This window comes from Nonlabens sp., assembly GCF_965657255.1.
In the GTDB taxonomy this organism is placed as follows: Bacteria; Bacteroidota; Bacteroidia; order Flavobacteriales; family Flavobacteriaceae; genus Nonlabens.
Map to the genome: position 1 here is coordinate 29,962 of NZ_CBFHNM010000001.1, position 24,462 is coordinate 54,423.

The following is a 24,462-nucleotide window of genomic DNA, read 5'->3' on the forward strand; positions in this document are numbered from 1 at the left end:
TTATATAACTTCTTTAGTTGTTTTAGCAAAACGCACATTTTTACCATCCTTAGACTGATATCCAATTCTGGTACTTTTACCATTCCCATCTATTAAAGAAAGGTTAGAAATGTGCAGTGGAGCCTCTTTTTCTTTTATACCACCCTGTGGGTTTGTAGCACTAGGCTTCTCATGCTTAGAAACCAAATTTACACCCTCAACGATAGCCTTATTTTTTTCTATAAAAACTTTGGAAACTTTACCTTCCGAACCTTTATGCTCACCAGCAAGAACTCTTACGATATCTCCTGTTTTAATTTTCAACTTTGCCATAATATTATAATACTTCGGGAGCTAATGAAACAATTTTCATAAACTGACGGTCGCGTAATTCGCGCGCCACCGGTCCAAAAACACGAGTGCCTCTCATGTCTGATGTAGGATTAAGTAAGACACAAGCATTGTCATCAAAGCGTATGTACGAACCATCAGGTCTTCTTACCTCTTTCTTAGTCCTAACAACCACAGCTGTAGACACGGCACCCTTCTTAATGTTACCATTAGGTGTCGATTCTTTTACAGAAACAACTATCTTATCACCTACGGAGGCATACCTTCTCTTAGTACCACCCAACACACGAATACAAAGCACTTCCTTTGCACCGGTATTATCGGCTACTCTTAATCTAGATTCTTGTTGTACCATTACTTAGCTCTTTCTATTATTTCCACTAATCTCCAGTTCTTGGACTTGCTCAAAGGACGAGTTTCCATAATGCGGACAGTATCGCCCTCATTACATTCATTCTTTTCATCATGAGCAACATATTTTTTTGTCTTCAAAACGAACTTACCATACATAGGATGTTTTTGTCTTTTAACCTCAGTAACAACAATACTTTTGTCCATTTTGTTACTTCTAACGACACCTACACGTTCTTTTCTTAAATTTCTAGTCTCCATTATCGTACTATTTATTATTTATAGCAGTTTTAATCCTCGCAATAGTTTTACGCAACTTAGTTATCTGTGACGGATTATCAAGTGGAGACATACTGTGAGACCTTTTCAGTTCACCATACATTGCCTTCGATTCTGCAAGTTTATCTACTAATTCCTCTTGGGAATATCCTTTAACTTCTGATTGTTTCATAACTCAAATCTATTCTTGATAATCGCGGGCGACTACAAATTTAGTTTTAACAGGTAATTTCTGAGCGGCAAGCCTAAGAGCCTCTTGAGCAACAGCCTGAGGAACACCAGAAATTTCAAACATTATCCTACCAGGCTTCACAACGGCTGCCCAATATTCAACATTACCCTTTCCTTTACCCATACGAACCTCTAGTGGTTTCTTAGTAATAGGCTTATCCGGAAAAATTTTAATCCATAAAGACCCCTCTCTCTTCATAAAACGAGTAGCGGCAATACGTGCAGCCTCAATTTGTCTAGAGTTGATGAAATTAGAATCCAAAGATTTAATCCCAAAGGTACCGTAGGCTAGTTGATTACCACGACCAGAATCACCTTTCATACGGCCCTTCTGCTGTTTTCTAAATTTTGTTTTTCTAGGTTGTAACATTTCTAGCTATTATTATTTTCTACGACGACGATTACCACCACGATTGCTGGCTCCACCACCTTTATTTCCTTGTTGTTTTTTAGCAAGACCTACTAATGGCGATAACTCACGCTTTCCATAAACTTCACCCTTCATGATCCAAACCTTCACACCTATTCTTCCATAGGTAGTATGAGATTCGACTAGAGCATAATCAATATCCGCTCTAAATGTGGAAAGTGGAATACGACCATCCTTATAGGACTCAGAACGAGCCATCTCAGCTCCGTTTAACCTACCACTAATCTGAACTTTAATACCTTCAGCATTCATCCTCATGGCGGCAGCAATAGCCATCTTGATCGCACGTCTATAAGAAATGCGATTCTCAATTTGACGAGCAATACTAGAACCAACTAAGTGAGCATCTAATTCAGGCCTCTTAATTTCATGAATGTTAATTTGAACATCCTTACCTGATATTTTCTTAAGCTCTTCCTTCAAACGATCAACTTCCGAACCACCTTTACCGATAATTATACCTGGCCTTGCAGTAGTAATAGTAACAGTCACTAGCTTTAAAGTACGCTCTATTATTATGCGTGAAACACTAGCCTTAGATAAACGAGCATGAATATACTTACGTATTTTATCATCCTCAGCTAACTTATCTCCATAGTCATTTCCACCATACCAATTAGACTCCCATCCTCTGATGATACCTAATCGATTTCCTATTGGATTTGTTTTTTGTCCCATAATAAATTAGTTAGCCTCTGTTTTATTAGTTTGACCCAAAACAAGAGTTACATGGTTTGATCTTTTTCTTATTCTATGCGCTCTACCTTGTGGCGCAGGACGCAACCTTTTTAACATTGAGCCGCCATCAACTCTTATCTCCTTAATAAATAATCCTGCGTCGGCGACATCAGCATCCTCATTCTTAGCCTGCCAATTAGAAATAGCACTAAGAACTAATTTATCAAGTCTTCTAGCAGCCTCTTTCGATGAAAACTTCAAGATATTTAACGCATCTTCAACCTTCTTACCTCTAATATTGTCAACAACCAACCTCATTTTACGAGGTGATGTAGGGCAATTATTTAATTTAGCAAAAGCCACTTTACTTCTTTCTTCTTTCAGCCTTTCAGCCGTTTGTCTTTTACGAACTCCCATAGCTTAGCTTATTTTTTACCTTTGTTCTTTGCACCACCATGACCTCTGTAAGATCTAGTTGGTGAAAATTCACCTAGCTTGTGCCCTACCATATTCTCCGTAACATAAACAGGAACAAACTGACGACCGTTATGAACAGCAATCGTTTGACCTACAAAGTCAGGAGTAATCATTGAAGAACGCGACCAAGTTTTGATAACAGTTTTCTTTCCAGACTCAACATTTTGAGCCACCTTAGATTCAAGTTTATGAAATACGTAAGGTCCTTTTTTAAGTGAACGAGCCATAATTTATTTCTTTCTACGTTCTATTATATATTGAGTACTAGCTTTATTCTTATCACGCGTACGATAACCCTTAGCAGGAATACCATTACGAGATCTTGGATGCCCACCGGAAGATTTTCCTTCACCACCACCCATTGGATGATCAACAGGATTCATAACAACCGGACGAGTTCTAGGCCTTCTACCTAACCATCTAGATCTACCCGCCTTACCACTAACAACAAGTTGATGATCACTATTTGAAACAGCACCGATAGTGGCGAGACATTCCTGCAATATCAACCTTGTTTCACCAGAAGGCATCTTGACAGTAGCATATTTACCATCCCTTGCCATTAGCTGAGCAAACGAACCGGCACTACGAGCGATAACAGCTCCCTGTCCAGGTCTTAACTCAATACAACTAATGATAGAACCCAACGGAATCTTCGAAAGCTTCATTGCGTTACCAACATCAGGAGTAGCAGCATCACCAGAAACTATATTCTGGCCAACCTTTAAACCATTTTGGGCAATAACATAACTCTTTTCTCCATCCTGATAATTCACTAACGCTATAAACGCAGTACGATTAGGATCATACTCAATAGAAGCAACAGTAGCAGGAACTCCATGACGATTTCTTTTGAAATCAATAATACGATAGCGTCTTTTATGACCACCACCTTTGTAACGCATAGTCATACGACCACTAGCATTACGACCACCTGAACGTTTTTTCGGAGCGAGTAAACTCTTCTCCGGCTTATCAGTTGTAATGGCGTCGTAGCCATTTACAACTCTAAATCGCTGTCCAGGAGTTACAGGTTTTAATTTTCTTACTGACATTATTGTCTTTTAATTATAGATTACTATAAAGATCAATGGTCTCACCATCTTTAAGCTGTACAAACGCCTTCTTACGAGCACTTATTTTACCAACTTGAATCCCTGATTTAGTATATTTTGTATTTCGATTAATGCGAGTATTCATAGTTCTAACTTTCAAAACAGTTACACCATAAGTCGCCTCAACCTCTTTTTTAATCTGAACTTTATTAGCCCTTGGAGAAACTTCAAAACCAAAACGATTTAATAATTCACTATCTCTAGTTGCCTTCTCAGTTATAATAGGTTTTATTAAAATACTCATGACTATTTGCTTAAAGTTTCTTGTATTCCTTCTAGAGAACCCTCTAAAAGAACTACGTTTGTTGCGTTTAATATCTTATAAGTACTTAATTCCAAGTTAGTTATAACTTCAGTACCCTTTAAATTTCGCGAAGACAAATATACATTATTATTTGATTCACCCAACACAAAAAGGGATTTTTTATTATTAAGTCCTAAACTATTCAAAACTTGTATAAAATCCTTTGTTTTTGGAGAGTCAAAATTGAAATTCTCTACAACAGATAATGTACCTTCTGAAACTTTTTTGCTGAGCGCACTTTTTCTCGCTAACCTTTTCTGACCTTTATTCAATTTAAACGAATAACTACGAGGCACAGGTCCAAAAATACGTCCACCGCCTCTAAAAACACCAGACTTGATAGATCCAGCACGTGCAGTACCTGTACCTTTTTGTTTCTTTATCTTACGCGTACTACCTGTAATCTCAGCGCGTTGCTTAGCTTTGTGAGTACCTTGACGTTGATTAGCTAAGTATTGCTTAACATCTAAATATATAGCATGCTCACTAGGCTCGATACCGAAAATATCATCAGATAATTCTACCTGACGTCCAGTTTCCTTTCCTTTTAAATCTATTACTGCTACCTTCATTATTTCTGTACGATTACATAAGAATTTTTGTGGCCTGGGATACAACCCTTAACAACTAATAGATTCTTTTCAGAAACTACCTTTAAAACTCTTAAATTTTGAACTTTAACTTTTTCGTTACCCATTTGACCTGCCATACGCATTCCCTTGAATACACGTGCAGGGTAAGATGCAGCACCTATAGAACCAGGAGCTCTTAAGCGGTTGTGTTGACCATGAGTAGCTTGTCCAACACCACCAAAACCGTGACGTTTAACAACACCTTGAAAACCTTTACCTTTAGATGTACCTGATACATCAATGAACTCACCTTCAGTGAACATATCCACAGTGATCGAATCACCTAATTTGTACTCCTCATCAAAACTTTTGAATTCGGCAATCTTTCTTTTGACAGCAGTTCCTGCTTTCTTGAAGTGCCCTTGAGCAGCTTTAGAAGCATTCTTGTCTGATTTGTCATCGAAACCTAATTGCAAAGCAGCATAACCATCTACTTCCTCAGTTCTGACTTGGGTAACAACGCAAGGACCTGCTTCTATAATCGTACATGGTATATTTTTACCATTTTCGTCATAAATGCTAGTCATTCCGATTTTTCTTCCTATTAACCCAGACATATTTATAAAATTAATTATTGTTTATAATACTTTAGTAAAATTCCGCTTTTGCGAAAGCGGAACCTTACAAATTTAAATTGAAACGTAACTCTACACCTTAATCTCTACTTCAACTCCACTAGGAAGCTCGAGCTTCATAAGAGCATCAATTGTTTTAGAAGAGGAACTATAAATATCCAATAGTCTCTTGTATGAACTTAATTGAAATTGCTCACGAGATTTTTTATTCACGTGCGGAGATCTTAATACAGTGAATATTTTTTTATGCGTAGGTAAAGGAATAGGACCAGTTACAACAGCTCCCGTACTCTTTACAGTTTTTACGATTTTTTCAGCAGATTTATCTACCAGCATATAATCGTAAGATTTAAGTTTAATTCTGATTTTTTGACTCATCGTTTGAAAATTAGTTGTTACCTTTTGTTGCAGCTATTACTTCTTCGCTAATGTTACTTGGAGTTTCCGCATAATGAGAAAATTCCATTGTAGAAGTTGCCCTTCCTGAAGACAATGTACGTAATGTAGTTACATAACCAAACATTTCTGAAAGAGGGACATCTGCCTTTACAACTTTAGCACCATTACGGTCACCCATGTCATTCATTTGACCACGACGACGGTTCAAATCCCCTACTATATCACCCATATTTTCCTCTGGAGTAATTACCTCAAGCTTCATCATAGGTTCTAAAATAACGGCTCCTGCAGACTTAGCAGCTGCTTTATAACCCATCTTTGCAGCAAGTTCGAATGATAAGGCATCAGAATCCACAGGGTGGAAAGAACCATCTGTAAGGGTTACTTTCATACTATCCATTTCAAAACCAGCTAAGGGTCCTGCTTTCATTGCCTCACGAAAACCTTTTTCAATAGCAGGTATAAATTCTTTAGGAACATTACCACCTTTAATTTTATTGATAAACTGAAGTCCTTCTTCTACTTTACCATCTTCATTTTCCTCTGCAGGTTCAATAGTAAAAACGATATCACCGAATTTACCACGACCACCAGATTGTTTCTTATAGGTTTCTCTATGATCAGCCGCACGAGTTATAGCCTCTTTATATTCCACCTGAGGTGCACCTTGATTAAGTTCCACCTTGAACTCACGACGCATACGGTCAACAATAATATCTAAGTGAAGCTCACCCATACCTGAAATGATGGTCTGGCCAGAAGCCTCATCAGTTCTAACTTGGAACGTTGGATCTTCTTCCGCTAACTTAGCCAAAGCCATACCCATCTTATCAACGTCAGCCTTAGTTTTAGGCTCAACAGCTATACCAATTACAGGATCAGGAAAATCCATAGACTCAAGAACAATAGGATGATCTTGATCCGACATGGTATCTCCAGTTTTAATATCTTTAAAGCCTACAGCCGCACCAATATCACCTGCTTCTATAAAATCAATTGCATTTTGTTTATTAGAATGCATTTGATAAATACGAGAGATGCGTTCTTTTTTACCTGAACGGTTGTTTAATATATAAGAACCAGCATCTAAACGGCCAGAATAAGCACGGAAGAAAGCTAAACGACCTACAAAAGGATCGGTTGCAATCTTAAATGCAAGAGCTGAAAAAGGCTCTTTTACACTTGGCTTACGCCTTTCCTCTTTATCAGTATCAGGATTTGTACCTATTACACTCTCTCTATCTAATGGAGATGGCAAATAACGACATACAGCATCTAACAAAAACTGAACGCCTTTATTTTTAAATGCAGAACCACAAACCATTGGGATAATAGCCATATCCATTACAGCAGCTCTCAATGCATTGTGCACTTCTTCTTCTGTAATAGAATCTTCATCCTCCATAAATTTCTCTAGAAGATTTTCATCATAACTAGCTACTTCTTCAATGAGATTTGCGCGATATTTACGAACATCTTCTCTCATGTCTTCTGGAATAGGCACAACATCAAATGTAGACCCAAAGTTATCTTCATGCCATACAGTGGCTCTATTCTTCACAAGGTCTACAATACCTTTGAAACCATCCTCTTCACCTATATTTAAAACAATAGGCACCGCATTTGATTTAAGCATTGTCTTCACTTGAGAACAAACTTCTAAAAAATTAGCTCCCTGACGATCCATTTTATTTACAAAACCAATACGTGGCACTTTGTAATTATCAGCTAATCTCCAGTTAGTTTCAGACTGAGGCTCAACACCATCAACTGCACTAAAAAGAAATACTAAACCATCAAGTACACGTAAAGACCTATTTACCTCTACAGTAAAGTCTACGTGACCAGGAGTATCAATAATATTAAAATGATACTCTTGCGCTTCTGGAGTAGGCTCGCCATTTTCTTTAGGAAAAACCCATTCACATGTTGTAGCTGCCGAAGTAATTGTGATACCTCTTTCAGCTTCTTGCTCCATCCAGTCCATAGTAGAAGCACCATCGTGCACTTCACCTATTTTATGTGAAACCCCTGTATAAAAAAGAACACGCTCAGTTGTAGTTGTTTTACCAGCATCAATATGAGCAGCAATTCCTATGTTTCTTGTTAATTTTAAATCTCTTGCCATTTCCTTAGAATCTAAAGTGTGAAAACGCCTTATTCGCCTCGGCCATTTTATGTGTGTCTGTTTTTTTCTTTACAGCAGCACCTTCTTCCTTTGCAGCTGCAAGAATTTCTGATGCTAGACGTACAGAAAATGACTTCTCATTCCTCTTACGAGAATAACCTATCAACCACTTCATAGCGGTAGATATTTTACGATCTGGTCTGATTTGCATTGGAATTTGAAAAGTAGCACCACCCACACGACGGCTTCGTACTTCTACATGCGGCATTACATTAGACAATGCATCTTTCCACACCTCTAATGCAGTCTTTTCTTCATCTTGTTTTTTCTCTTCTACGATGTCCATTGCATCATAGAAAAGCTTAAAAGCAGTTGACTTCTTTCCGTGTAACATCATCATGTTAACGAAACGTGTCACTAGCTGGTCGTTAAAACGTGGATCCGGAAGGATAGGACGTTTCTTGGCCTGTCTTTTTCTCATTTCTTCTTGTTGAAATTGTTAATTAAAAAAACCTAAACAAAGTATGCTTAGACTTTTTAAAAATTGTTTACTTCTTTGGGCGTTTTGCACCATACTTAGATCTACGTTGTGTGCGGTCTGCAACACCAGCGGTGTCCAGTGCCCCACGCACGATATGATATCTAACTCCTGGCAAATCTTTTACCCTTCCACCTCTAACCAATACTATCGAGTGCTCTTGTAGATTGTGTCCTTCTCCTGGAATGTATGCGTTTACCTCCTTACCATTGGTAAGTCTAACACGCGCCACCTTTCTCATTGCTGAGTTAGGTTTTTTAGGCGTAGTAGTGTAAACACGAGTACACACTCCACGACGTTGAGGACAAGAATCTAAGGCAGCCGATTTGCTCTTCTTGGTTATTTTGGCTCTTCCTTTACGTACTAATTGTGAAATCGTTGGCATATTGTTTTACGCTAATAAATTAATCCCTATTTTAAGGGTCGGCAAAGGTATGAATAAAATTGAGTTATTCAAACCTCAGTTTCAAATATTTAGAATATATTTAAAAAAAAGAATAAGAACAACATAAAACCACACGTTATTCCTTAGGTTTAATCCAACAAAAATAATTGCACCGTGAAACAAGGTCTTGTCCTTATTATATATATGCTAATTTCTATACCTGCTTCAGGTCAACATGAACAGATAGCAGTGATCTATAAAAACAGTATAAAATCACCTATTGACTCTACAACATATATGAACATACCTAAAGATAACCACAACCTCAAAACAGATAGCATCGCAAATAAATTATTAAAAAAAGGGTACTACGACCATTTATTAAAAAAAACACTAAGAAATGATAGTGTTATAAGGTATGAATTCACGCTCAACAAAAGATACACGCATATCAAAATAAATGAGTATATAAAAACCAAAAGGAACACAAATAATCTATTCTCGCTTTCGCGAAAGCGAAACATCATCCCAATAAATGATATTGAGAATTATTTAAATAAGCTAAAAAAAGAACTGACTCAACAAGGATATTCTTTTACCGAAATAAATTTAGAACGAATCAAAATCACTGCTAGCGACACCATCGAAGCGCAAATCAATACGAATATCTCGAACAAAAGACATATAGACAAAATAGTTATAAAAGGTTACAAAAAATTTCCGATCTCGTTATTGAGAAATTTCACAAACAACAAAAACACCTTCAATAACCAAATAACTAATAAACTAGAAAAAAGTATCGCTAACATGCCTTTTGTCAAAAAGATTAAAGAATCAGAAGTTTTATTTAAAAAAGATAGCACGCAAATATTCTTATACCTAGAAAAAATAAACACAAACACAGCTGATGGGCTTATAGGATTCAACAACTCTGATAACGGAAAGTTGGAATTAAATGGGTTTATTAATTTAAAATTACAAAACAACCTAAACCGAGCTGAAACATTCCTTCTACAGTATAGAAACGATAACAACGATCAAACACTAATTAGTACCAGTTTAAGCATACCGTATTTGTGGAACGGTCCATTAGGAAATAAATCCAATCTTAATATCCAAAGAAGAGATAGCACTTATCAACGTACTGAATTCAAAACTGGATTATTTTACAAACCCAACTGGCAAAGTAATGTAGGTATCAACTATACCAACACAACATCTAACGCAACAGGTGAAACAATAGATAATGAAGACTTTACTAAAAATGGAATCGAATTATTTTATGAAGTAAGAAAAGAAACAACAAATCAACTCATGCCAGAAGATTTATATCTAAACACATCAGTAGGAGTTAACAAAAGAGAACTTTCGAATAAATCAGAAAATCAATTCAACTTTCACGCAACCTTTTTAAAACTATGGCATCTAAACAGTAGAAGTAAAGTTTTAAACAGACTGATAACTCACTATTTAGAATCAAATACTATTCAATTCAACGAACTTTATCAATTCGGAGGTTTAGGAAGTATACGAGGTTTTAACCAAAATAGCATAGACAGCTCTTTTTACACGACGCTCGCAACAGAGTACCGATACCGTTTAAACGATCAAATCTATGTTCACAGCATTCTTGATTTTGGGATATTTGAGAATTTTAACACAAAAAAGACAGAAAGTTTAGTCGGTTATGGAGGAGGAATTGCTATTTTAACACAGGCTGGTATATTAAATTTAAGTATTGCAAACGGCAAATTCAACAAAGCTAAAGTGGACCTATCCAGTACAGTAGCTCACATTAATTTAAAAATTTACTTTTAGAATGTTAGCTAATAGTTAAGCCGATCTTAAGAAATAGTATAAATAGAGTCTCAAAAAGTTGTTTTATTAACTTCTTTTTTTGATTTTTGGAGCTGGCTAATTCAAATAAATCTAAACATGAAAACAAAATTAAATGGAATTTTGACGCTTTTACTAGCGTTAGTTGTGCAAGTAGCTTTTGCACAACAAACTGTTACTGGAAAAGTAACTGGTCCCGATGGGGACGAAGTAATAGGTGCTGTTGTATCTGTAAAAGGTACTTCAACATTCGCTTCTACTGATTTTGATGGTAATTACTCCATTCAAGCATCACCAGAAAGTGTTTTAGTTATTTCTTACACCGGTTATACGACGCAAGAAATTACTGTTGGAAATCAAACAAGCATCAACGTTCAATTAAAAACAGATGCTTTAGATACAGTTGTGATACAAGCTTACCGAACTACAACCACAAAACGTAGTAACGTTGCTTCATCTATTATAACAGCAAAGCAAATTGAAGATAGACCTAATGCAAGTGCTATTCAAAGATTACAAGGTCAGGTTCCTGGATTAACTGTGCAAACAGCTACAGGACAACCTGGTGCAAACTCTTTGATTCAAATCAGAGGTGTAAGTTCTATCAACGGTAACACAGAGCCATTAATCATTATCGATGGTATACCAGTAGATGAAGACGCATTTAGAACTATCAACCCTTTAGATATTGATAGTACAACTGTATTGAAAGATGCAGCTGGAACTGCGATATACGGAAATAGAGGTGCAAACGGTGTAATCATTATAAAAACTAAAGGTGGTTCATTTGATCAGCCTTTAACGGTAAGCTATACGACTCAAACTGCTTTTACTGAATTGATTGATACAGAATATGAGCTTTACAATGCCAGAGAGTATTTGACTCTTGAGAACAGCAGAAACACAGGTTTAGGAGCAACTTTAACTGCTGCAGAAATAGCAAACTTTTCGGTTGATACTGATTGGAGTGATACTTTCTACCGCACAGGTGTAAGTCAGTTGCATAACTTAGGATTTCGTTCTGGTGGTAAAAATTTAAGTCAGTTTACTTCTATTAACTACACTAGTACTGAAGGTTCTTTGTTAGCTTCAAAACTTGAAAGATTTACCGTTCGTAACAACTTGAATATAAGATCAAAAGACGAAAAATTCACAATGAATACTTCTTTACAAGTAGGGTATTCTAAAAACTTAAGTCAACAAGAGCCAGAAACTAGGAACAATGCAATTTATTTTAACTCTATTTTCAACTCTAATAACGGTCTACCTTATTTTGATCCGAATAATATAGCATCAGAATTAGCTGCATGGGAAAGTACACTTCAGGCTAGATACTCTCCATTTGTAACATTGGACAACGTTCGTCAAAACGGAAATCAAGAAGATGAGATTAAAATTGTTGCTGGTGCTAATAGTGCTTACAAAATCTCTGAAAATTGGACCGCTAGATATAACATTGGTATGGACTATACTCAAGAGACATTTTTAAGATTTGCTAGTCCTAATTCTGCTTTAGCTAGAGTGAGAGCTTCATTTATCGGACCAGGAGAAGTAGAAGGGTTTCAAACTGAATCTTTCTTCAGAGACTTTAGATTCAACTCTACAGCAAGCATAGGTTACAATAAAACTTTTGGTGCAGATGAGAATGGTGAAGGTGGTCATACAATTCTTGCAAATGGTTATGTTGAATATGTAAAGGCACACTTTAAAAGCTTTGGCTTTTCACAGACTGGTTTGAACCCAAGAACTTTTTCACCTGGAAACGATGGTGGTGCATTTGTTGACGATAACGCCGCAAATGATGAATTTGTACCAACTGTAAATTCTTCGAAAGCATCTACAGGGCTATTCTCTTACTTTGGAGAATTTGACTATGATTATTCTGATAAGTTTGGTTTTACAGGGACCATTCGTCGTGATGCATCATCTAGATTTACAGGAGATAATAAATGGGGAACGTTTTGGTCTGTTGCAGGTAGATGGAATCTTACTGAAGAAGACTTCATGAAAGATATTACATGGGTTAATGATCTAAAATTAAGAGCATCTTATGGTACCACTGGTAACGAAAGAATTGGGTCAACTTACTACGGATCGTTGAACAACACGAGAACTTTATTCGGTACAGGTAATGCTTACCAAGATCAATTAACATTCTTCAGAACTCAATTAGGTAACACAGATTTAAGATGGGAAACCATAGCAACTACAAACGTTGGTGTTGATTTCCAATTGTTAGATAGAAGACTGAGAGGTTCATTGGATTACTACAAACGAGAAACAAGCGATTTATTCTTTAATAGATTTGTATCACCTTTAGTTACCCCAAGTGGTCAAATTAACGCTAACCTAGGAGACATGTTCAACCAAGGTGTTGAATTAGGTTTAAGATATGATTTATTAGTTGCAGGATCTAAAAACGAAGTGGATATTGATATTTTTGCTAACGTAAGTTACAATAAAAATGAAGTAACTTTTGTTGATGTTCCTGATGGAAGACAAGACAACGGATCTACTATTATTGGTGAAGGAGCTCAATTAAACGAATTCTTCGTTGTACCATACAGAGGAGTAAACCCAGCAAATGGTAACTTATTGTTTGAAGATATTAATGGTAACCTAACTGAAAACCCTACTCTTGATGATAGAAGATTGACTGGGACTGATACGGTGCCTGATTTCCAAGGAGGATTTGGTTTTGACGTACAATATCAAAACTTCTTTTTAGAAGCACAATTCAATTTCATGACAGGGTTACAAAGATTTGACAACAACCTTGCTGATTACTATGACATCTCAAGTTTAGGTATATTTAATCTATCTAGCGATTTAGACAGAGCTTGGACTCCTACAAATCGTGTTACTGATATACCTAGTCTTACAGCTACAAATCTTTCTCCTGGTGTTGCGACAGACCGTTTCTTAAAAGATTCAGACTTTGTGAGATTAAGATTTTTACAATTCGGTTACAATTTTGACAGTGTAATGTTAGATAAAACATTCTTAAACTCTGCTAGAATCTATGTAAACGGTGAAAACTTAATTACGTGGACAGAATGGTTAGGTAGTGATCCAGAGAGTCAAAGAATATCTGAATATAATAGATACCCTACTCCAAGAACAATAAGTGTAGGACTTGATTTAACATTTTAAAAAAAAAGCAATGAAAAAAATATTTTTAACGATCGCCATTGCGTTTGCAGTTATAAGCTGTGAGGACGCGACTGAAATAACCCAGCCAAGTGAATTTAACGCTGGTATTGCATTTCAAAGTGTAGAAGATGTAAAATCTGGTATTTTCCAGATTTATGGAAGCGCCAATGTAACAACTGGAATCTCTTTTACATCACATTTCACAGATGAATGTGCTTTGGGTAGCTCAGGTAACCAAGGTTCAACAACACACAGGTTACAACTAAACCCTACTGATGGATTTGCAACTGGACTTTGGTCCAGTTACAATTCTGTAATACGAAACGCAAACATCCTTTTCATAGGAGCACAAGAGGTAACACCTGCTGATGCTGCAGAACAGGCTTTATATGATGAAGCGTTAGGTGAAAATCACGCATTGAGAGCATATGCTTATTCTCAGTTATTAGCTTATTTTTCGCAAGATCTATCTGATGGTAGTAGTTTAGCTACTCCAATTTTTGACAACGTACCAGGTTCATCATTTGCTCCTAGACGTAATACTGTAGACGAAGTTGTTGCAAAGATTAATGATGATCTTACTCAAGCTGAAACACTTTTAACTAGTGCAGGTACTGCTTATACGAATGATTTTGTATCTATTCAATTTATTAGAGCATTAAGAGCAAGAGTTGCGGCATACGTTGGTGATTATGCAACTGCGACTAGTTCTGCAAACAATGTTTTAGCACAATTTTCATTACCAACAAGTGCTAATGAAGCTTCTTATAGAGAAGTTTGGCAAGATGTTGCTGGGGCTGGAACTAATAACGAAGTTATTTTCAAATTCAATAATACTTTGACTAATGGAAATAATATTGGATCCATCTACAACACTAATAATAGTACAGCTGCAGGTTCACCTCTATATGAAGTAAGCCGTAACTTATATCAAACATTAGAAGATAATTCTACAAGTAACGGAGATATTCGTCGCAATGTGTTCATCGATGCAAGTTCAACTATTGTGGCAGATTATGACAATGATCCTAATCCACTTTTCAATGACCGTCTGGTAGTTGACAAGTACCCTGGAGATCCTGCACTACCTGGATTAACCGGTGGATTAACAAACGATCAGAAAGTGTTTAGAACTGCAGAAATGCACTTCATTCTTGCAGAAGCAGCAGCAGAAGCAAATCAATTAAGTAATGTTGCAACTCAGATAAAAATAGTTAGAGACGCACGTTATACTACTCCAGCGCCACTTCCTACTTACGCTAGTGCTACAGAAGCATGGGCTGATATCTTGTTAGAGCGTAAGATAGAACTAGCTTTTGAAGGACATCGTTATATTGATATGAAGAGATTAGGTACTCTTGCAAATCAGAACTACGATAGAAACGAGACTGATTGTAGCCTATATCCTTCTGCAGAATGTGATTTAAGTGTTACTGATTTTAGAGCTCGTGCTTTACCAATTCCTTTAAATGAAATTCAAGGAAACCCAGGAATCACTCAAAATTCAGGTTACTAATTTTTAAAATATAATACAATGAAAAAAATATTAATAACATTTACGCTAATTGCGGCAGTATTATTTACGAGCTGTGAAGAAGATGCTGTTATATATAACGGCACTGCAGTTGGACTAGATCAACGAAATGCACAAGTATCAGTTCCTACTACTGGAACATCAGAAACTTTTCCAGTTACAATTACTTCTCCATCAGCAGAAGCAAGAACTTTTAGTCTGGAATTTGTAGGTGATGCACCTGCAGCAGGCGGTGTTTCTTTAGGAAGCATTACTGTACCAGCAGATTCTTATGATGGAACTGCCACTGTTAATTTTGACTTTGATGCAATTAACCTAGGAGATGGTGAAACTGACACATTTACTATAAGAGCAAAAAGTGATAACACGGATATTTTTGGAACAGAACTAGAGATTGAATATTTCAAAGCTGTTGTTTGTAATGATGCTACATTAACAATAATTACTGACTTTTGGGCTGAAGAAACAGGTTTTAGTATCGTAGATTCTTCAGGAAACGAAGTATTCGGATTTCCACAAGGAACATTAGCTCAAGGAGAACAAGTTTTTACAGCAGATATCTTTTTAGCTGATGGTTGTTATACAGCAACAATGACAGATCAGTTTAATGACGGTCAAGTATCAGATGGTAATTTTGGTTCTACTGTAGCGACTGGTAGCTGGTCAATTGATTGTTCTATACTTACATTTGCAGCAGGTGGTGGAGCATTTGTTGGAGACGATGTAGTTAACTTCTGTGTTGGTCAATAATAGCCTTTACATAGACTAATAATTATAAAACCCAAGCTTGAGCTTGGGTTTTTTTTATGGTATAATCTCAAATAATTACTACTACATTTGCAGTATGGAAAAGACAACTTATATATACGGTATTAGAGCAATTATAGAAGCTATTGAAAGTAAAAAAGAAATTGCTAAAGTGTACTTATTAAAAGACGCTGATGGCGTTTTAATGCAACAATTAAAAAATACAGCACGCAAAAATAATATAGCCGTATCATATGTGCCTGTCGAGAAATTAGACCACCTCGCAAAAGGAAATCATCAGGGTGCAGCAGCAAGCATATCTCCAGTAAAATTTCACAATCTAGAGACTGTTTTAGAAAATACGGATATAGAGATTAATCCTTTATTCCTATTACTTGATGGAGTTACTGATGTAAGAAATTTTGGTGCAATCATAAGAACTGCCGAATGTACTGGTGTTAAAGCCATAGTCGTTTCAGAAAAGGGAAGTGCTCCAATAAATGCTGCTACCATAAAAACTAGTGCTGGTGCAGTGTTTAACATACCCATATGTAAAGTAAACCATATCAAAGATGCTATTTATTTGTTACAAGCTTTTGGAATAAAAAGTGTAGGCGCAAATGAAAAGACCTCTAATTTACTTTATGATGTAGATCTTAATATTCCGGTTGCGATTGTTATGGGTAGCGAGGATAGAGGTATCAATCCGTCTACCTTAAAAGTTTTAGACCATATTGTCAAATTACCTATGCAAGGAGACATCGCGTCCTTAAATGTATCAGTAGCATGTGGAGCAATGCTTTATGAGGCAGTAAGACAAAGATTATAATTGGTCTACTCCTCTTCATCAATGAATTCTATAAAATTACCATCTTCATCAAAATGTTTCATAAAAGGATCTTCATCTTCATTGTACTGTTCCAATTCCCAAGCGTATTTTTTTTTCTCTGGTAAACTACTACCAGTAACAATAGCTAGAACAATACCTGCTATAGCACCACTTAAATGTCCTTCCCAAGAAACTCCTTCTTTAATTGGTAACACATACCAAACTAAACTACCATAGAAAAAAGCCACTAAAAAACTTAAAGAAAGCATTTTATAATGTCTTGTAAGCACACCTTTAAAAAAAAGAAATGCTGCTAACATATATACAACACCGCTGGCTCCTATATGATAAGATGGTCGTCCTATGAACCAGGTTAAAACACCAGTAATTAATATTCCTAAAACAAGTACTTTAAAGCTGATATTTTTGTAGAAAAAACTTAGAGCTGTAATGAGAATGAAGCAAGGCAGCGTATTACTCCATAAATGCTTCAGGCTACCATGGATGAAAGGGCCAAACACTACTCCTTGCAGCCCTGAAAACCTATCTGGTCTTATACCATTATCTGTGAATCTAAAACTATATTTAACCTCAAGCCAATAGGCCAACCACATCATAAAGACAAATACCAATCCAGGTAAAACCGTCCATAAATTAAAAGTAAAATAGTCAGAATCTTTCATTAATTACAATATATCAAAAAAAGAACCAGTTTTACACATGGTAAAGCTGTCATGACAGAATAAGTAATACTAAGAACACTTTCATTGTAGGTCATTTCAATTATCTTTAATTTTACACTATGCAACATATACCCTTGGCAGAACGAATACGACCTAATAATCTTGATCAATACTTGAGTCAACAGCATCTCGTAGGCAATCAAGGGACTTTAAGGCAACACATTGTTAACGGCACTACTCCATCTCTTATCTTATGGGGACCACCTGGAACTGGAAAAACTACTCTGGCTAATATTATAGCAAAAGAAAGTAAACGCCCATTTTATGTTTTAAGCGCTATTAATAGCGGAGTAAAAGATATAAGAGAAGTCATTGACAAGGCAAAAAGCTCAGGAGGACTGTTTACTGCCAAAAACCCTATTCTATTCATAGACGAGATTCATCGTTTTAGTAAATCCCAACAAGATTCTCTTCTAGGAGCAGTAGAAAAAGGCTGGGTTAGCCTAATTGGGGCTACCACAGAGAACCCTAGTTTTGAAGTCATCCCTGCACTCCTATCACGTTGCCAGATCTATATTTTAGACGCTTTCGCGAAAGCGGACTTAGAAAACTTACTTCACAGAGCAGTAAAAATAGACGAACTATTATCTAAAAAAAATATCTCTATTAAGGAAACAGAAGCGCTTATAAGAATAAGTGGTGGAGATGCTAGGAAATTATTAAATGTTTTTGAACTTGTTGTCAATTCTCAAACAGACGACAAAATTACAGTTACAAATGATCTAGTTTATTCTCAAGTGCAGGCTAACCCAGCACGATATGACAAAACTGGCGAGCAACATTACGATATAATAAGTGCATTTATCAAGTCCATAAGAGGCAGCGACCCTAATGGAGCTGTTTACTGGCTTGCCCGAATGATTGAAGGTGGCGAAGATCTTAAATTTATAGCTCGTAGAATGTTGATCTTATCCTCAGAAGATATAGGAAACGCAAATCCTACTGCATTAATCATGGCAAATAATTGTTTTCAAGCTGTTTCTACGGTTGGATATCCAGAATCAAGGATTATTCTAAGCCAATGCGCGATATATCTTGCCACCTCATTAAAAAGTAATGCTAGTTACATGGCGATAGGAAATGCACAGAGACTTGTAAATGAGACAGGAGACCTTTCTGTACCTTTGGGGTTACGTAATGCTCCTACAAAGCTTATGAAAGAGTTAGGTTACGGCGAAGAGTATAAATATGCTCATGACTATTCTGGTAATTTTGCACATTATGATTTTTTACCAACCGAAATAAGTAAGACCAAAATCTACGAACCAGGTGATAATCCAAGAGAAAATGCGCAAAAAGAATTTTTACAGAAACGATGGAAAAATCACTATGATTATGATAATAAAGGATAAATATCCTTTAAACGGTGAACTACTACCTCATTTTGAGGAATCTCTTGATCTGTAATATGAAACCAGATAGTAGATAAACCTACATTTTGAGCACCTTTTATATCTGCTTCATAACTATCACCTATCATAATGCTATTATCTACAGTCGCACCTGCCATATCTAAAGCTTGATGAAATATTTGAGGCGCTGGCTTTTTTATACCTGCAGTTTCGGCAGTTAACACGACTTTAAAATACTTAGAAAGCCCTGCGTTTTTAACTTTATCCTGTTGTACACCGTTAAAACCATTAGTGATTAAATGCAACTGAAATTTATCCTGTAGTTGATCTAATAAGTCCACACATCCTTCAAACAAGTGATTATTATTAGGTAAATACTCTATATACAAATCTGCAAATAGGTTGATTTTATCATCATTTACTTCATAATCACAAGCATCAAATGCAGTCTTAAGTCTTTGGTATCGCAAATCTTCCTTAGAGATTTTATTTTCTCTGAACATGCGCCAAAATTCTAAATTCAATGGCTCATAAATACTTATGAACTTATCTAGGTCCAACGTGATACCGTTCTCCTCAAAAATCTGTTTATAAGCTAATTTACTATTCAAATCAAAATCCCAAAGAGTGTGATCTAGATCAAAAAATATATGCTCGATATTCTTAAACTTCTTTCTCATATATATATTCTAAGATGGTTGTCGCATGACTTTTTAAGCCTTGCTCAAATTGTGCATAATCATACATTGTAATAAAATGACCAGACACCTGTTCTATGCTTCTTTTTAATTGTTGTATAATTTGCTTTTGTCCATTAAGCATCTTGCCGCTTATGCTTTTATAATGCAAGGCATAAGGATAAATCAATAATGGAGTCTGTACTTCATAATCCAAATCGTAAAAATAAAAAGGGTGACTGGTACTAGCCCTAAATCCTGGCATACTCTCATATCCCATACTATAGTCTTCTAGCTTTTCTAGATCTACCAATCTTTTATAGTGACCTGGTGTTGATATTTTTGAATATGCGACCATTGTCTTTTGTAACGGACGATTTGAAATTTCTTCAAACTTCTTTCCTTGCTGTTTAACTTCTTTATCATTACAATGAAAAGAATAGCGCAGACCAATATCTAAATAATCTCCTATTTGCTTAATGGCTTCTCGGTACTTTCTAGATCTAAAACTTATTCCATTATCAACACGATTATAGTTTCCTAAATGAAAAAAGAAAATCATATTATCTAATGAAGAAGCCATTTTACGACCGTGTTGCCACCTACTTCTAATCGTATTTATGAGCAAATCATAGTTTTGAAAAGGATCTGTTTTAAAACCAAGTAAAACTATGATCTGCGTTAAAGCATTACGAATTTTGAATCTTTTTAGATCACCATAAAAAAAATGACCGTTGTCTACTATACCTCTACTTTTATATTTGAAAAATGAAGTAACTTCAATAGCTACAGTAGTTTTAACCTTTTGTACTTTTTTGATTAATGTATTAGATTCTCTATTTAATAATCCTAGTAGTTTTTTTACCCATAAATCAACAAGTGGTAACAATATAAACTCTCCTTGAACAGCAATACTTTCTTTAGAACTGTAACGACCTATATCGTCTTTTACTTGTGGTAAGTATTCTTCATACCTAGTAATTAAATAAAAAGAAGCTGAAAAAACATCAAAAGGAACATCACTACGTTCTGGTGCCTTAAAAAACATTGGAAGATCGTCCCATTTATAAAATTCAATATCATGATCATCTATTCCATTCTCATCTAATAAACCTTGAGACCAAATAAAGAACTCTTCTCCTAATGGTTTGATACCATAACTTAATTTAACGCCAGAGTGACTTACAAACTCACTAACATCTGTAGTAAATTTAAATTCTTGATGCATCAACCTGCGGAAGATATGTTTGAAAATATATTCCTTTCTTGTGGTAATATTTGAACAATAAACTAAAATCATTACATCAAGCCTTCATCTGCAAAGCTATAAAAGCCTTGCTGTGTTATAATTAAATGATCTAAAATTTTAATGTCAAGCAATTTACCTGCTTCAATCAGTTTCATGGTTAAGGCTTTGTCTTGCATACTTGGCTTTAAATTCCCACTAGGATGATTGTGAGCAAGCACCATTGCTACAGCACCAGCTTCAATAGCTTTCTTAAACACCAACCTAGTATCTACTAAAGTTCCTGTGATGCCACCTATACTTATATTTTTCTTTTCTAGAACTTTATGACTATTATCAAGCAACATTACCCAAAACTCTTCATGTGGTAATTCACCTAACACAGGTTGCATGATTCTAAATGCGTCATTGCTAGATTTTATTTTAGGAAGTTCTACAGGCATTTCCATAGCGCGACGTTTTCCCAATTCCATAGCTGCCGCAATAGTAATGGCTTTTGCCTCTCCTATTCCTTTATACCTCATCAATTCCTTTAAGCTTTTTTTACCGAGACTATTTAGAGAGTTTTGAGCATCATTTACAATAATACGGCTCAATTCTACGGCACTCATTTTGCGTGTACCACTACCTATAAGTATTGCAATTAACTCGGCATCAGAGAGTGATGCGCTTCCTTTATGTAAAAGCTTTTCACGCGGTCGGTCACTCAATGACCAGTCTTTAATTGAAAAATGGGAGTTTTCTTCTTCCATGAACGAAAGATAGAGTTTATCTCACAAAAACTGGTTCGTTTTCTTTACTGGTTTCTTGTTCAGAAAATTTATAATCATCTATGGCAAAACCTTGAATTCCTTCTCGAGAATCTACCTTATTCTCTACTAAATATCTAGCCATAGAACCTCGAGCTTTCTTTGCAAAGAAAGAAATAACTTTAAGCTTGCCGTTTTTGTAATCTTTAAAAACTGGGGTTATTAAATTCCCTTCTTGGTTTTTCTTATCTATTGCTTTGAAGTATTCATTACTGGCAAGGTTAACAAGCAACTCATCTTTCTTAAGTTCTTTATTCAAAGCTGGAGTGATTTTATCCTTCCAGTATTCATAAAGGTTTTTATTTCTTTCAATAGGTAATTTAGTTCCCATCTCTAATCGATACGGTTGTAATAAATCAAGAGGCCTTAAATAACCATACATACCAGAAAGAATACGGACAGTATCTTGAGCATAATCTAAAAGATCTGTTTGCAAAGAATAAGCATCAAAACCAGTATAGACATCTCCTGCAAAAGCATAGATCGCTGGACGTGCATTTTCTTTTGTAAAATTTTCCTTAAAATCCTTATATCGTTGATAATTTAAGTCAGCTAGAGAATCAGAAATATGCATCAACTCTCCTACTTCCTTTTTACTCATGCGCTCTAATTTTGCATTGATTTGCAAGGCGTCTTCTGCAAAGATGGGTTGCGTGCCTCTTTTTGTAGGCAACTGCGTTTCATAATCTAAAGATTTTGCTGGAGAAAGTAAGATTTTCATAAAAACTCATTTAAAAGAGTAAAAATACTATGGAGTATAGAGAATCTGTCTCAAAATCTAGTTAAGTTACTTATATCACTATGAATTTTCTCGATCCTAGAATCATCATGGCACCTTGTGCAAGGTGTTTATAAAAATAAATAGAACTGGAACTTAAAAAATTAGTGGTTATGATTCCGCTTTCGCGAAAGCGATACCTACACCAACTCTCTCTACATATCCTTAGAATTCTCTGCATAAACACGCCACTTATCGATACATTCTACCATATCTTGAGGGACGTCGCTGGTAAAACTCATCCATTCTTTAGTGTGCGGATGTTCAAAACCTAAAGTTCTTGCATGCAAAGCCTGTCGCGGTAATACCTTAAAACAGTTATCTACAAATTGCTTGTATTTAGTAAAATTAGTTCCTTTTAAAATACGATCACCACCATAACGCTCGTCATTGAACAGTGTATGACCTATGAATTTCATATGAACACGTATCTGATGCGTACGACCTGTTTCAAGACGACAACTAATAACAGACACATAACCTAGATCTTCTGTAACCTGATAATGAGTAACAGCAGGCTTTCCTTTATAGGAATCATCATCTAACCATACCGTGTTTTGTAATCTATTTTTAGGATGACGTCCTATATTACCTTCTACAGTTCCAGATTTCTCATTAAAATTACCCCAAACTATAGCAATGTATTCTCGTTCACTAGTTTTTGCAGCAAATTGAGCAGACAGGTATGCCATTGCTTCTTCTGTTTTAGCAACAACCAGTAAACCACTTGTGTCTTTATCTATTCTATGTACTAATCCTGGTCTATTACTAGAATTATTAGGAAGGTTTTCAAAGTGATGAATCAACGCATTAATTAGCGTTCCAGAGTAATTACCATGTCCTGGATGTACCACCATACCGGCAGGTTTATTCACGACGACTAAATAATCATCTTCATAAACTATATTCAATGGAATATCTTCTGCAACTAGCAACGACTCGTGTGGTGGATGATCAAAAGAAACCCTAATATCATCGTTGGGCTTTACTTTATAATTGGACTTTATAACGTCTCCATTAACGGTAACAGCGCCTTCTTTAATACCTTGTTGTATCTTAGAACGAGTTGCGTTCTCGATAAAGTTCATCAAATATTTATCAATGCGCAAAGGGTCCTGACCACTACCAGCAACAAAATGATAATGTTCGTGCTTTTGTTGTCCTTCTAATTCGTCGTTTTCCACCTCGTTATTCATTATCATTAGGTCGTACAACAGCATCTGGATTATTACCATCTGCTAGAACAAGATCAATTGTAGAAGTCTTGCTTAATTGTGTTCCTGGTTCTAATTTCTCTCCCTTATAACGCATTTCTAATACGGTATTTTCTGCAATATTAGGTTTATAAGTGATCTCTCCTATCTTAAACCCTAACGCCTCTAATGTAGGAATAGCCTGTCTTTTAGTTTTATAAATCAAATTTGGAACCGTTACTTTTCCATAACCGGATGCATTTAATTTGATATAAATCTGTCTGTTCTCCTTAACAAATTTGTTTGCTAGTGGATCCTGTTCGATAACTGTTCTAGGCGCATAAGCTGGATTAAAACTAGAACTATCAATGATTTTACTGCGCAAATCCAGATCTTCTAGTTGCTTTTTTGCATCAGAATAAGAAAGTTTTTCTAGATTAGGTACTTGGATTCTTTGATCGTGATTTGTGTACCAGTCTAACCAAAACAAGTAGGCAAAACAAAGTACAACAGTTACAACAGCAGCGATAACTACTTGAATCCAAAATGTTTTGGTAAAAATGAATCTAAAGAAATTCATAGGGATTTGTTGATTTAAAAAGCCTTAAAAAGTACTAATTATAAGCTGTAAATAATAAGTCCAAAGATAAGGATAGAATACCTTCTTTGAACGACATCTTTTTTAACTTTGTTGTCGTGCATTTATTTTACTT

29 protein-coding genes are annotated in these 24,462 nt (G+C 35.8%); 6 read left to right on the forward strand and 23 right to left on the reverse strand.

Annotated features, from left to right (window positions below):
* The 16 genes from rplX to rpsL all read right to left on the reverse strand — a co-directional run bounded on the left by rplX (window position 1) and on the right by rpsL (window position 8,852).
* Entirely contained in the window at window positions 1-312 is a 312-nt protein-coding gene (gene rplX / locus ACTF54_RS00145; protein WP_347196206.1) for a 50S ribosomal protein L24, read from the reverse strand.
* A 4-nt stretch (window positions 313-316) separates the two neighbouring features.
* A complete protein-coding gene (gene rplN / locus ACTF54_RS00150) occupies window positions 317-685 on the reverse strand; it encodes a 50S ribosomal protein L14 (protein WP_104515654.1) in 369 nt (122 codons plus the stop codon).
* Window positions 685-942, reverse strand: a complete 258-nt coding sequence (gene rpsQ / locus ACTF54_RS00155) for a 30S ribosomal protein S17 (RefSeq protein ID WP_347195451.1) — start codon at window positions 940-942, stop codon at window positions 685-687. Before rpsQ ends, rplN begins: the two co-directional genes overlap by 1 nt.
* A 7-nt stretch (window positions 943-949) precedes the next feature.
* On the reverse strand, window positions 950-1,132 hold the full coding sequence (gene rpmC, locus ACTF54_RS00160) for a 50S ribosomal protein L29 (RefSeq protein ID WP_347195450.1): 183 nt from the start codon (window positions 1,130-1,132) through the stop codon (window positions 950-952).
* Window positions 1,133-1,141: 9 nt separating this feature from the next.
* Window positions 1,142-1,561: a 50S ribosomal protein L16 gene (rplP, locus tag ACTF54_RS00165; RefSeq protein WP_347195449.1), complete on the reverse strand. Its 420-nt coding sequence runs from the start codon at window positions 1,559-1,561 to the stop codon at window positions 1,142-1,144.
* Window positions 1,562-1,573: 12 nt separating this feature from the next.
* Window positions 1,574-2,299 (reverse strand): 30S ribosomal protein S3, encoded by a 726-nt coding sequence (gene rpsC, locus ACTF54_RS00170; protein ID WP_347195448.1) that lies wholly within the window; start codon window positions 2,297-2,299, stop codon window positions 1,574-1,576.
* A gap of 6 nt (window positions 2,300-2,305) precedes the next feature.
* A complete protein-coding gene (rplV, locus tag ACTF54_RS00175; RefSeq protein WP_347195447.1) occupies window positions 2,306-2,716 on the reverse strand; it encodes a 50S ribosomal protein L22 in 411 nt (136 codons plus the stop codon).
* Between the two features lie 8 nt (window positions 2,717-2,724).
* The gene (gene rpsS / locus ACTF54_RS00180; protein ID WP_347195446.1) at window positions 2,725-3,003 is read right to left on the reverse strand and encodes a 30S ribosomal protein S19; all 279 of its coding nucleotides are present in this window, start codon (window positions 3,001-3,003) and stop codon (window positions 2,725-2,727) included.
* Between the two features lie 3 nt (window positions 3,004-3,006).
* On the reverse strand, window positions 3,007-3,831 hold the full coding sequence (gene rplB / locus ACTF54_RS00185) for a 50S ribosomal protein L2 (protein ID WP_347195445.1): 825 nt from the start codon (window positions 3,829-3,831) through the stop codon (window positions 3,007-3,009).
* 13 nt (window positions 3,832-3,844) lie between these two features.
* Complete coding sequence (rplW, locus tag ACTF54_RS00190; protein WP_347195444.1) at window positions 3,845-4,135, reverse strand: 50S ribosomal protein L23; 291 nt, start codon at window positions 4,133-4,135, stop codon at window positions 3,845-3,847.
* Between the two features lie 2 nt (window positions 4,136-4,137).
* Window positions 4,138-4,767: a 50S ribosomal protein L4 gene (rplD, locus tag ACTF54_RS00195; RefSeq protein WP_347195443.1), complete on the reverse strand. Its 630-nt coding sequence runs from the start codon at window positions 4,765-4,767 to the stop codon at window positions 4,138-4,140.
* A complete protein-coding gene (rplC, locus tag ACTF54_RS00200) occupies window positions 4,767-5,384 on the reverse strand; it encodes a 50S ribosomal protein L3 (RefSeq protein WP_347195442.1) in 618 nt (205 codons plus the stop codon). The genes rplD and rplC overlap by 1 nt, the downstream gene beginning before the upstream one ends.
* A gap of 90 nt (window positions 5,385-5,474) precedes the next feature.
* Window positions 5,475-5,780 carry a 30S ribosomal protein S10 gene (gene rpsJ / locus ACTF54_RS00205; RefSeq protein WP_006795812.1) on the reverse strand — a complete coding sequence of 102 codons (306 nt, stop codon included), beginning with the start codon at window positions 5,778-5,780 and terminating at the stop codon, window positions 5,475-5,477.
* Window positions 5,781-5,790: 10 nt separating this feature from the next.
* Complete coding sequence (fusA, locus tag ACTF54_RS00210; RefSeq protein ID WP_347195441.1) at window positions 5,791-7,929, reverse strand: elongation factor G; 2,139 nt, start codon at window positions 7,927-7,929, stop codon at window positions 5,791-5,793.
* Window positions 7,930-7,933: 4 nt separating this feature from the next.
* Complete coding sequence (rpsG, locus tag ACTF54_RS00215; protein WP_347195440.1) at window positions 7,934-8,410, reverse strand: 30S ribosomal protein S7; 477 nt, start codon at window positions 8,408-8,410, stop codon at window positions 7,934-7,936.
* Between the two features lie 67 nt (window positions 8,411-8,477).
* Window positions 8,478-8,852: a 30S ribosomal protein S12 gene (gene rpsL / locus ACTF54_RS00220; RefSeq protein WP_015361172.1), complete on the reverse strand. Its 375-nt coding sequence runs from the start codon at window positions 8,850-8,852 to the stop codon at window positions 8,478-8,480.
* A gap of 174 nt (window positions 8,853-9,026) precedes the next feature.
* On the opposite strand from rpsL, the gene ACTF54_RS00225 reads away from it, so the two are divergent.
* The 5 genes from ACTF54_RS00225 to rlmB all read left to right on the forward strand — a co-directional run bounded on the left by ACTF54_RS00225 (window position 9,027) and on the right by rlmB (window position 16,951).
* Window positions 9,027-10,670 (forward strand): hypothetical protein, encoded by a 1,644-nt coding sequence (locus ACTF54_RS00225; RefSeq protein WP_438968481.1) that lies wholly within the window; start codon window positions 9,027-9,029, stop codon window positions 10,668-10,670.
* Window positions 10,671-10,787: 117 nt separating this feature from the next.
* Window positions 10,788-13,841, forward strand: coding sequence for a SusC/RagA family TonB-linked outer membrane protein (locus ACTF54_RS00230; protein WP_347195438.1), 3,054 nt, complete (start codon window positions 10,788-10,790; stop codon window positions 13,839-13,841).
* Between the two features lie 10 nt (window positions 13,842-13,851).
* Window positions 13,852-15,357 (forward strand): RagB/SusD family nutrient uptake outer membrane protein, encoded by a 1,506-nt coding sequence (locus ACTF54_RS00235; protein ID WP_347195437.1) that lies wholly within the window; start codon window positions 13,852-13,854, stop codon window positions 15,355-15,357.
* An 18-nt stretch (window positions 15,358-15,375) separates the two neighbouring features.
* Window positions 15,376-16,125: a hypothetical protein gene (locus tag ACTF54_RS00240; protein ID WP_347195436.1), complete on the forward strand. Its 750-nt coding sequence runs from the start codon at window positions 15,376-15,378 to the stop codon at window positions 16,123-16,125.
* A gap of 94 nt (window positions 16,126-16,219) precedes the next feature.
* Window positions 16,220-16,951 (forward strand): 23S rRNA (guanosine(2251)-2'-O)-methyltransferase RlmB, encoded by a 732-nt coding sequence (rlmB, locus tag ACTF54_RS00245; protein ID WP_347195435.1) that lies wholly within the window; start codon window positions 16,220-16,222, stop codon window positions 16,949-16,951.
* 5 nt (window positions 16,952-16,956) lie between these two features.
* Here rlmB and ACTF54_RS00250 read toward each other — a convergent pair whose 3' ends face one another.
* A complete protein-coding gene (locus ACTF54_RS00250; protein ID WP_347195434.1) occupies window positions 16,957-17,634 on the reverse strand; it encodes a rhomboid family intramembrane serine protease in 678 nt (225 codons plus the stop codon).
* A gap of 119 nt (window positions 17,635-17,753) precedes the next feature.
* Here ACTF54_RS00250 and ACTF54_RS00255 point away from each other — a divergent pair, with 119 nt between their 5' ends.
* The gene (locus ACTF54_RS00255; RefSeq protein WP_438968482.1) at window positions 17,754-19,046 is read left to right on the forward strand and encodes a replication-associated recombination protein A; all 1,293 of its coding nucleotides are present in this window, start codon (window positions 17,754-17,756) and stop codon (window positions 19,044-19,046) included.
* Here the strand turns inward: ACTF54_RS00255 and ACTF54_RS00260 are convergent.
* From ACTF54_RS00260 to ACTF54_RS00285, 6 genes are all read right to left on the reverse strand, one after another.
* The gene (locus tag ACTF54_RS00260; protein WP_347195432.1) at window positions 19,028-19,726 is read right to left on the reverse strand and encodes a YjjG family noncanonical pyrimidine nucleotidase; all 699 of its coding nucleotides are present in this window, start codon (window positions 19,724-19,726) and stop codon (window positions 19,028-19,030) included. The two genes, ACTF54_RS00255 and ACTF54_RS00260, sit on opposite strands and share 19 nt — an antisense overlap.
* Window positions 19,710-21,023: a DUF7033 domain-containing protein gene (locus ACTF54_RS00265; protein ID WP_438968483.1), complete on the reverse strand. Its 1,314-nt coding sequence runs from the start codon at window positions 21,021-21,023 to the stop codon at window positions 19,710-19,712. The genes ACTF54_RS00260 and ACTF54_RS00265 overlap by 17 nt, the downstream gene beginning before the upstream one ends.
* Window positions 21,023-21,721 (reverse strand): RadC family protein, encoded by a 699-nt coding sequence (radC, locus tag ACTF54_RS00270; protein ID WP_347203456.1) that lies wholly within the window; start codon window positions 21,719-21,721, stop codon window positions 21,023-21,025. The genes ACTF54_RS00265 and radC overlap by 1 nt, the downstream gene beginning before the upstream one ends.
* A gap of 16 nt (window positions 21,722-21,737) precedes the next feature.
* Window positions 21,738-22,499 (reverse strand): peroxide stress protein YaaA, encoded by a 762-nt coding sequence (yaaA, locus tag ACTF54_RS00275; protein ID WP_438968484.1) that lies wholly within the window; start codon window positions 22,497-22,499, stop codon window positions 21,738-21,740.
* 212 nt (window positions 22,500-22,711) lie between these two features.
* The gene (locus ACTF54_RS00280) at window positions 22,712-23,752 is read right to left on the reverse strand and encodes an RluA family pseudouridine synthase (protein ID WP_347195428.1); all 1,041 of its coding nucleotides are present in this window, start codon (window positions 23,750-23,752) and stop codon (window positions 22,712-22,714) included.
* On the reverse strand, window positions 23,745-24,329 hold the full coding sequence (locus ACTF54_RS00285; protein WP_347195427.1) for a PASTA domain-containing protein: 585 nt from the start codon (window positions 24,327-24,329) through the stop codon (window positions 23,745-23,747). Before ACTF54_RS00285 ends, ACTF54_RS00280 begins: the two co-directional genes overlap by 8 nt.
* Between the last annotated feature and the right edge of the window lie 133 nt (window positions 24,330-24,462).

Bases quoted from the DNA above. Each gene is read 5' to 3' on its own strand.
- rplX (WP_347196206.1), bottom strand. From the start codon at position 312: ATGGCAAAGTTGAAAATTAAAACAGGAGATATCGTAAGAGTTCTTGCT.
- rplN (WP_104515654.1), bottom strand. From the start codon at position 685: ATGGTACAACAAGAATCTAGATTAAGAGTAGCCGATAATACCGGTGCA.
- rpsQ (WP_347195451.1), bottom strand. From the start codon at position 942: ATGGAGACTAGAAATTTAAGAAAAGAACGTGTAGGTGTCGTTAGAAGT.
- rpmC (WP_347195450.1), bottom strand. From the start codon at position 1,132: ATGAAACAATCAGAAGTTAAAGGATATTCCCAAGAGGAATTAGTAGAT.
- rplP (WP_347195449.1), bottom strand. From the start codon at position 1,561: ATGTTACAACCTAGAAAAACAAAATTTAGAAAACAGCAGAAGGGCCGT.
- rpsC (WP_347195448.1), bottom strand. From the start codon at position 2,299: ATGGGACAAAAAACAAATCCAATAGGAAATCGATTAGGTATCATCAGA.
- rplV (WP_347195447.1), bottom strand. From the start codon at position 2,716: ATGGGAGTTCGTAAAAGACAAACGGCTGAAAGGCTGAAAGAAGAAAGA.
- rpsS (WP_347195446.1), bottom strand. From the start codon at position 3,003: ATGGCTCGTTCACTTAAAAAAGGACCTTACGTATTTCATAAACTTGAA.
- rplB (WP_347195445.1), bottom strand. From the start codon at position 3,831: ATGTCAGTAAGAAAATTAAAACCTGTAACTCCTGGACAGCGATTTAGA.
- rplW (WP_347195444.1), bottom strand. From the start codon at position 4,135: ATGAGTATTTTAATAAAACCTATTATAACTGAGAAGGCAACTAGAGAT.
- rplD (WP_347195443.1), bottom strand. From the start codon at position 4,767: ATGAAGGTAGCAGTAATAGATTTAAAAGGAAAGGAAACTGGACGTCAG.
- rplC (WP_347195442.1), bottom strand. From the start codon at position 5,384: ATGTCTGGGTTAATAGGAAGAAAAATCGGAATGACTAGCATTTATGAC.
- rpsJ (WP_006795812.1), bottom strand. From the start codon at position 5,780: ATGAGTCAAAAAATCAGAATTAAACTTAAATCTTACGATTATATGCTG.
- fusA (WP_347195441.1), bottom strand. From the start codon at position 7,929: ATGGCAAGAGATTTAAAATTAACAAGAAACATAGGAATTGCTGCTCAT.
- rpsG (WP_347195440.1), bottom strand. From the start codon at position 8,410: ATGAGAAAAAGACAGGCCAAGAAACGTCCTATCCTTCCGGATCCACGT.
- rpsL (WP_015361172.1), bottom strand. From the start codon at position 8,852: ATGCCAACGATTTCACAATTAGTACGTAAAGGAAGAGCCAAAATAACC.
- ACTF54_RS00230 (WP_347195438.1), top strand. From the start codon at position 10,788: ATGAAAACAAAATTAAATGGAATTTTGACGCTTTTACTAGCGTTAGTT.
- ACTF54_RS00235 (WP_347195437.1), top strand. From the start codon at position 13,852: ATGAAAAAAATATTTTTAACGATCGCCATTGCGTTTGCAGTTATAAGC.
- ACTF54_RS00240 (WP_347195436.1), top strand. From the start codon at position 15,376: ATGAAAAAAATATTAATAACATTTACGCTAATTGCGGCAGTATTATTT.
- rlmB (WP_347195435.1), top strand. From the start codon at position 16,220: ATGGAAAAGACAACTTATATATACGGTATTAGAGCAATTATAGAAGCT.
- ACTF54_RS00250 (WP_347195434.1), bottom strand. From the start codon at position 17,634: ATGAAAGATTCTGACTATTTTACTTTTAATTTATGGACGGTTTTACCT.
- ACTF54_RS00255 (WP_438968482.1), top strand. From the start codon at position 17,754: ATGCAACATATACCCTTGGCAGAACGAATACGACCTAATAATCTTGAT.
- ACTF54_RS00260 (WP_347195432.1), bottom strand. From the start codon at position 19,726: ATGAGAAAGAAGTTTAAGAATATCGAGCATATATTTTTTGATCTAGAT.
- ACTF54_RS00265 (WP_438968483.1), bottom strand. From the start codon at position 21,023: ATGATTTTAGTTTATTGTTCAAATATTACCACAAGAAAGGAATATATT.
- radC (WP_347203456.1), bottom strand. From the start codon at position 21,721: ATGGAAGAAGAAAACTCCCATTTTTCAATTAAAGACTGGTCATTGAGT.
- yaaA (WP_438968484.1), bottom strand. From the start codon at position 22,499: ATGAAAATCTTACTTTCTCCAGCAAAATCTTTAGATTATGAAACGCAG.
- ACTF54_RS00280 (WP_347195428.1), bottom strand. From the start codon at position 23,752: ATGAATAACGAGGTGGAAAACGACGAATTAGAAGGACAACAAAAGCAC.
- ACTF54_RS00285 (WP_347195427.1), bottom strand. From the start codon at position 24,329: ATGAATTTCTTTAGATTCATTTTTACCAAAACATTTTGGATTCAAGTA.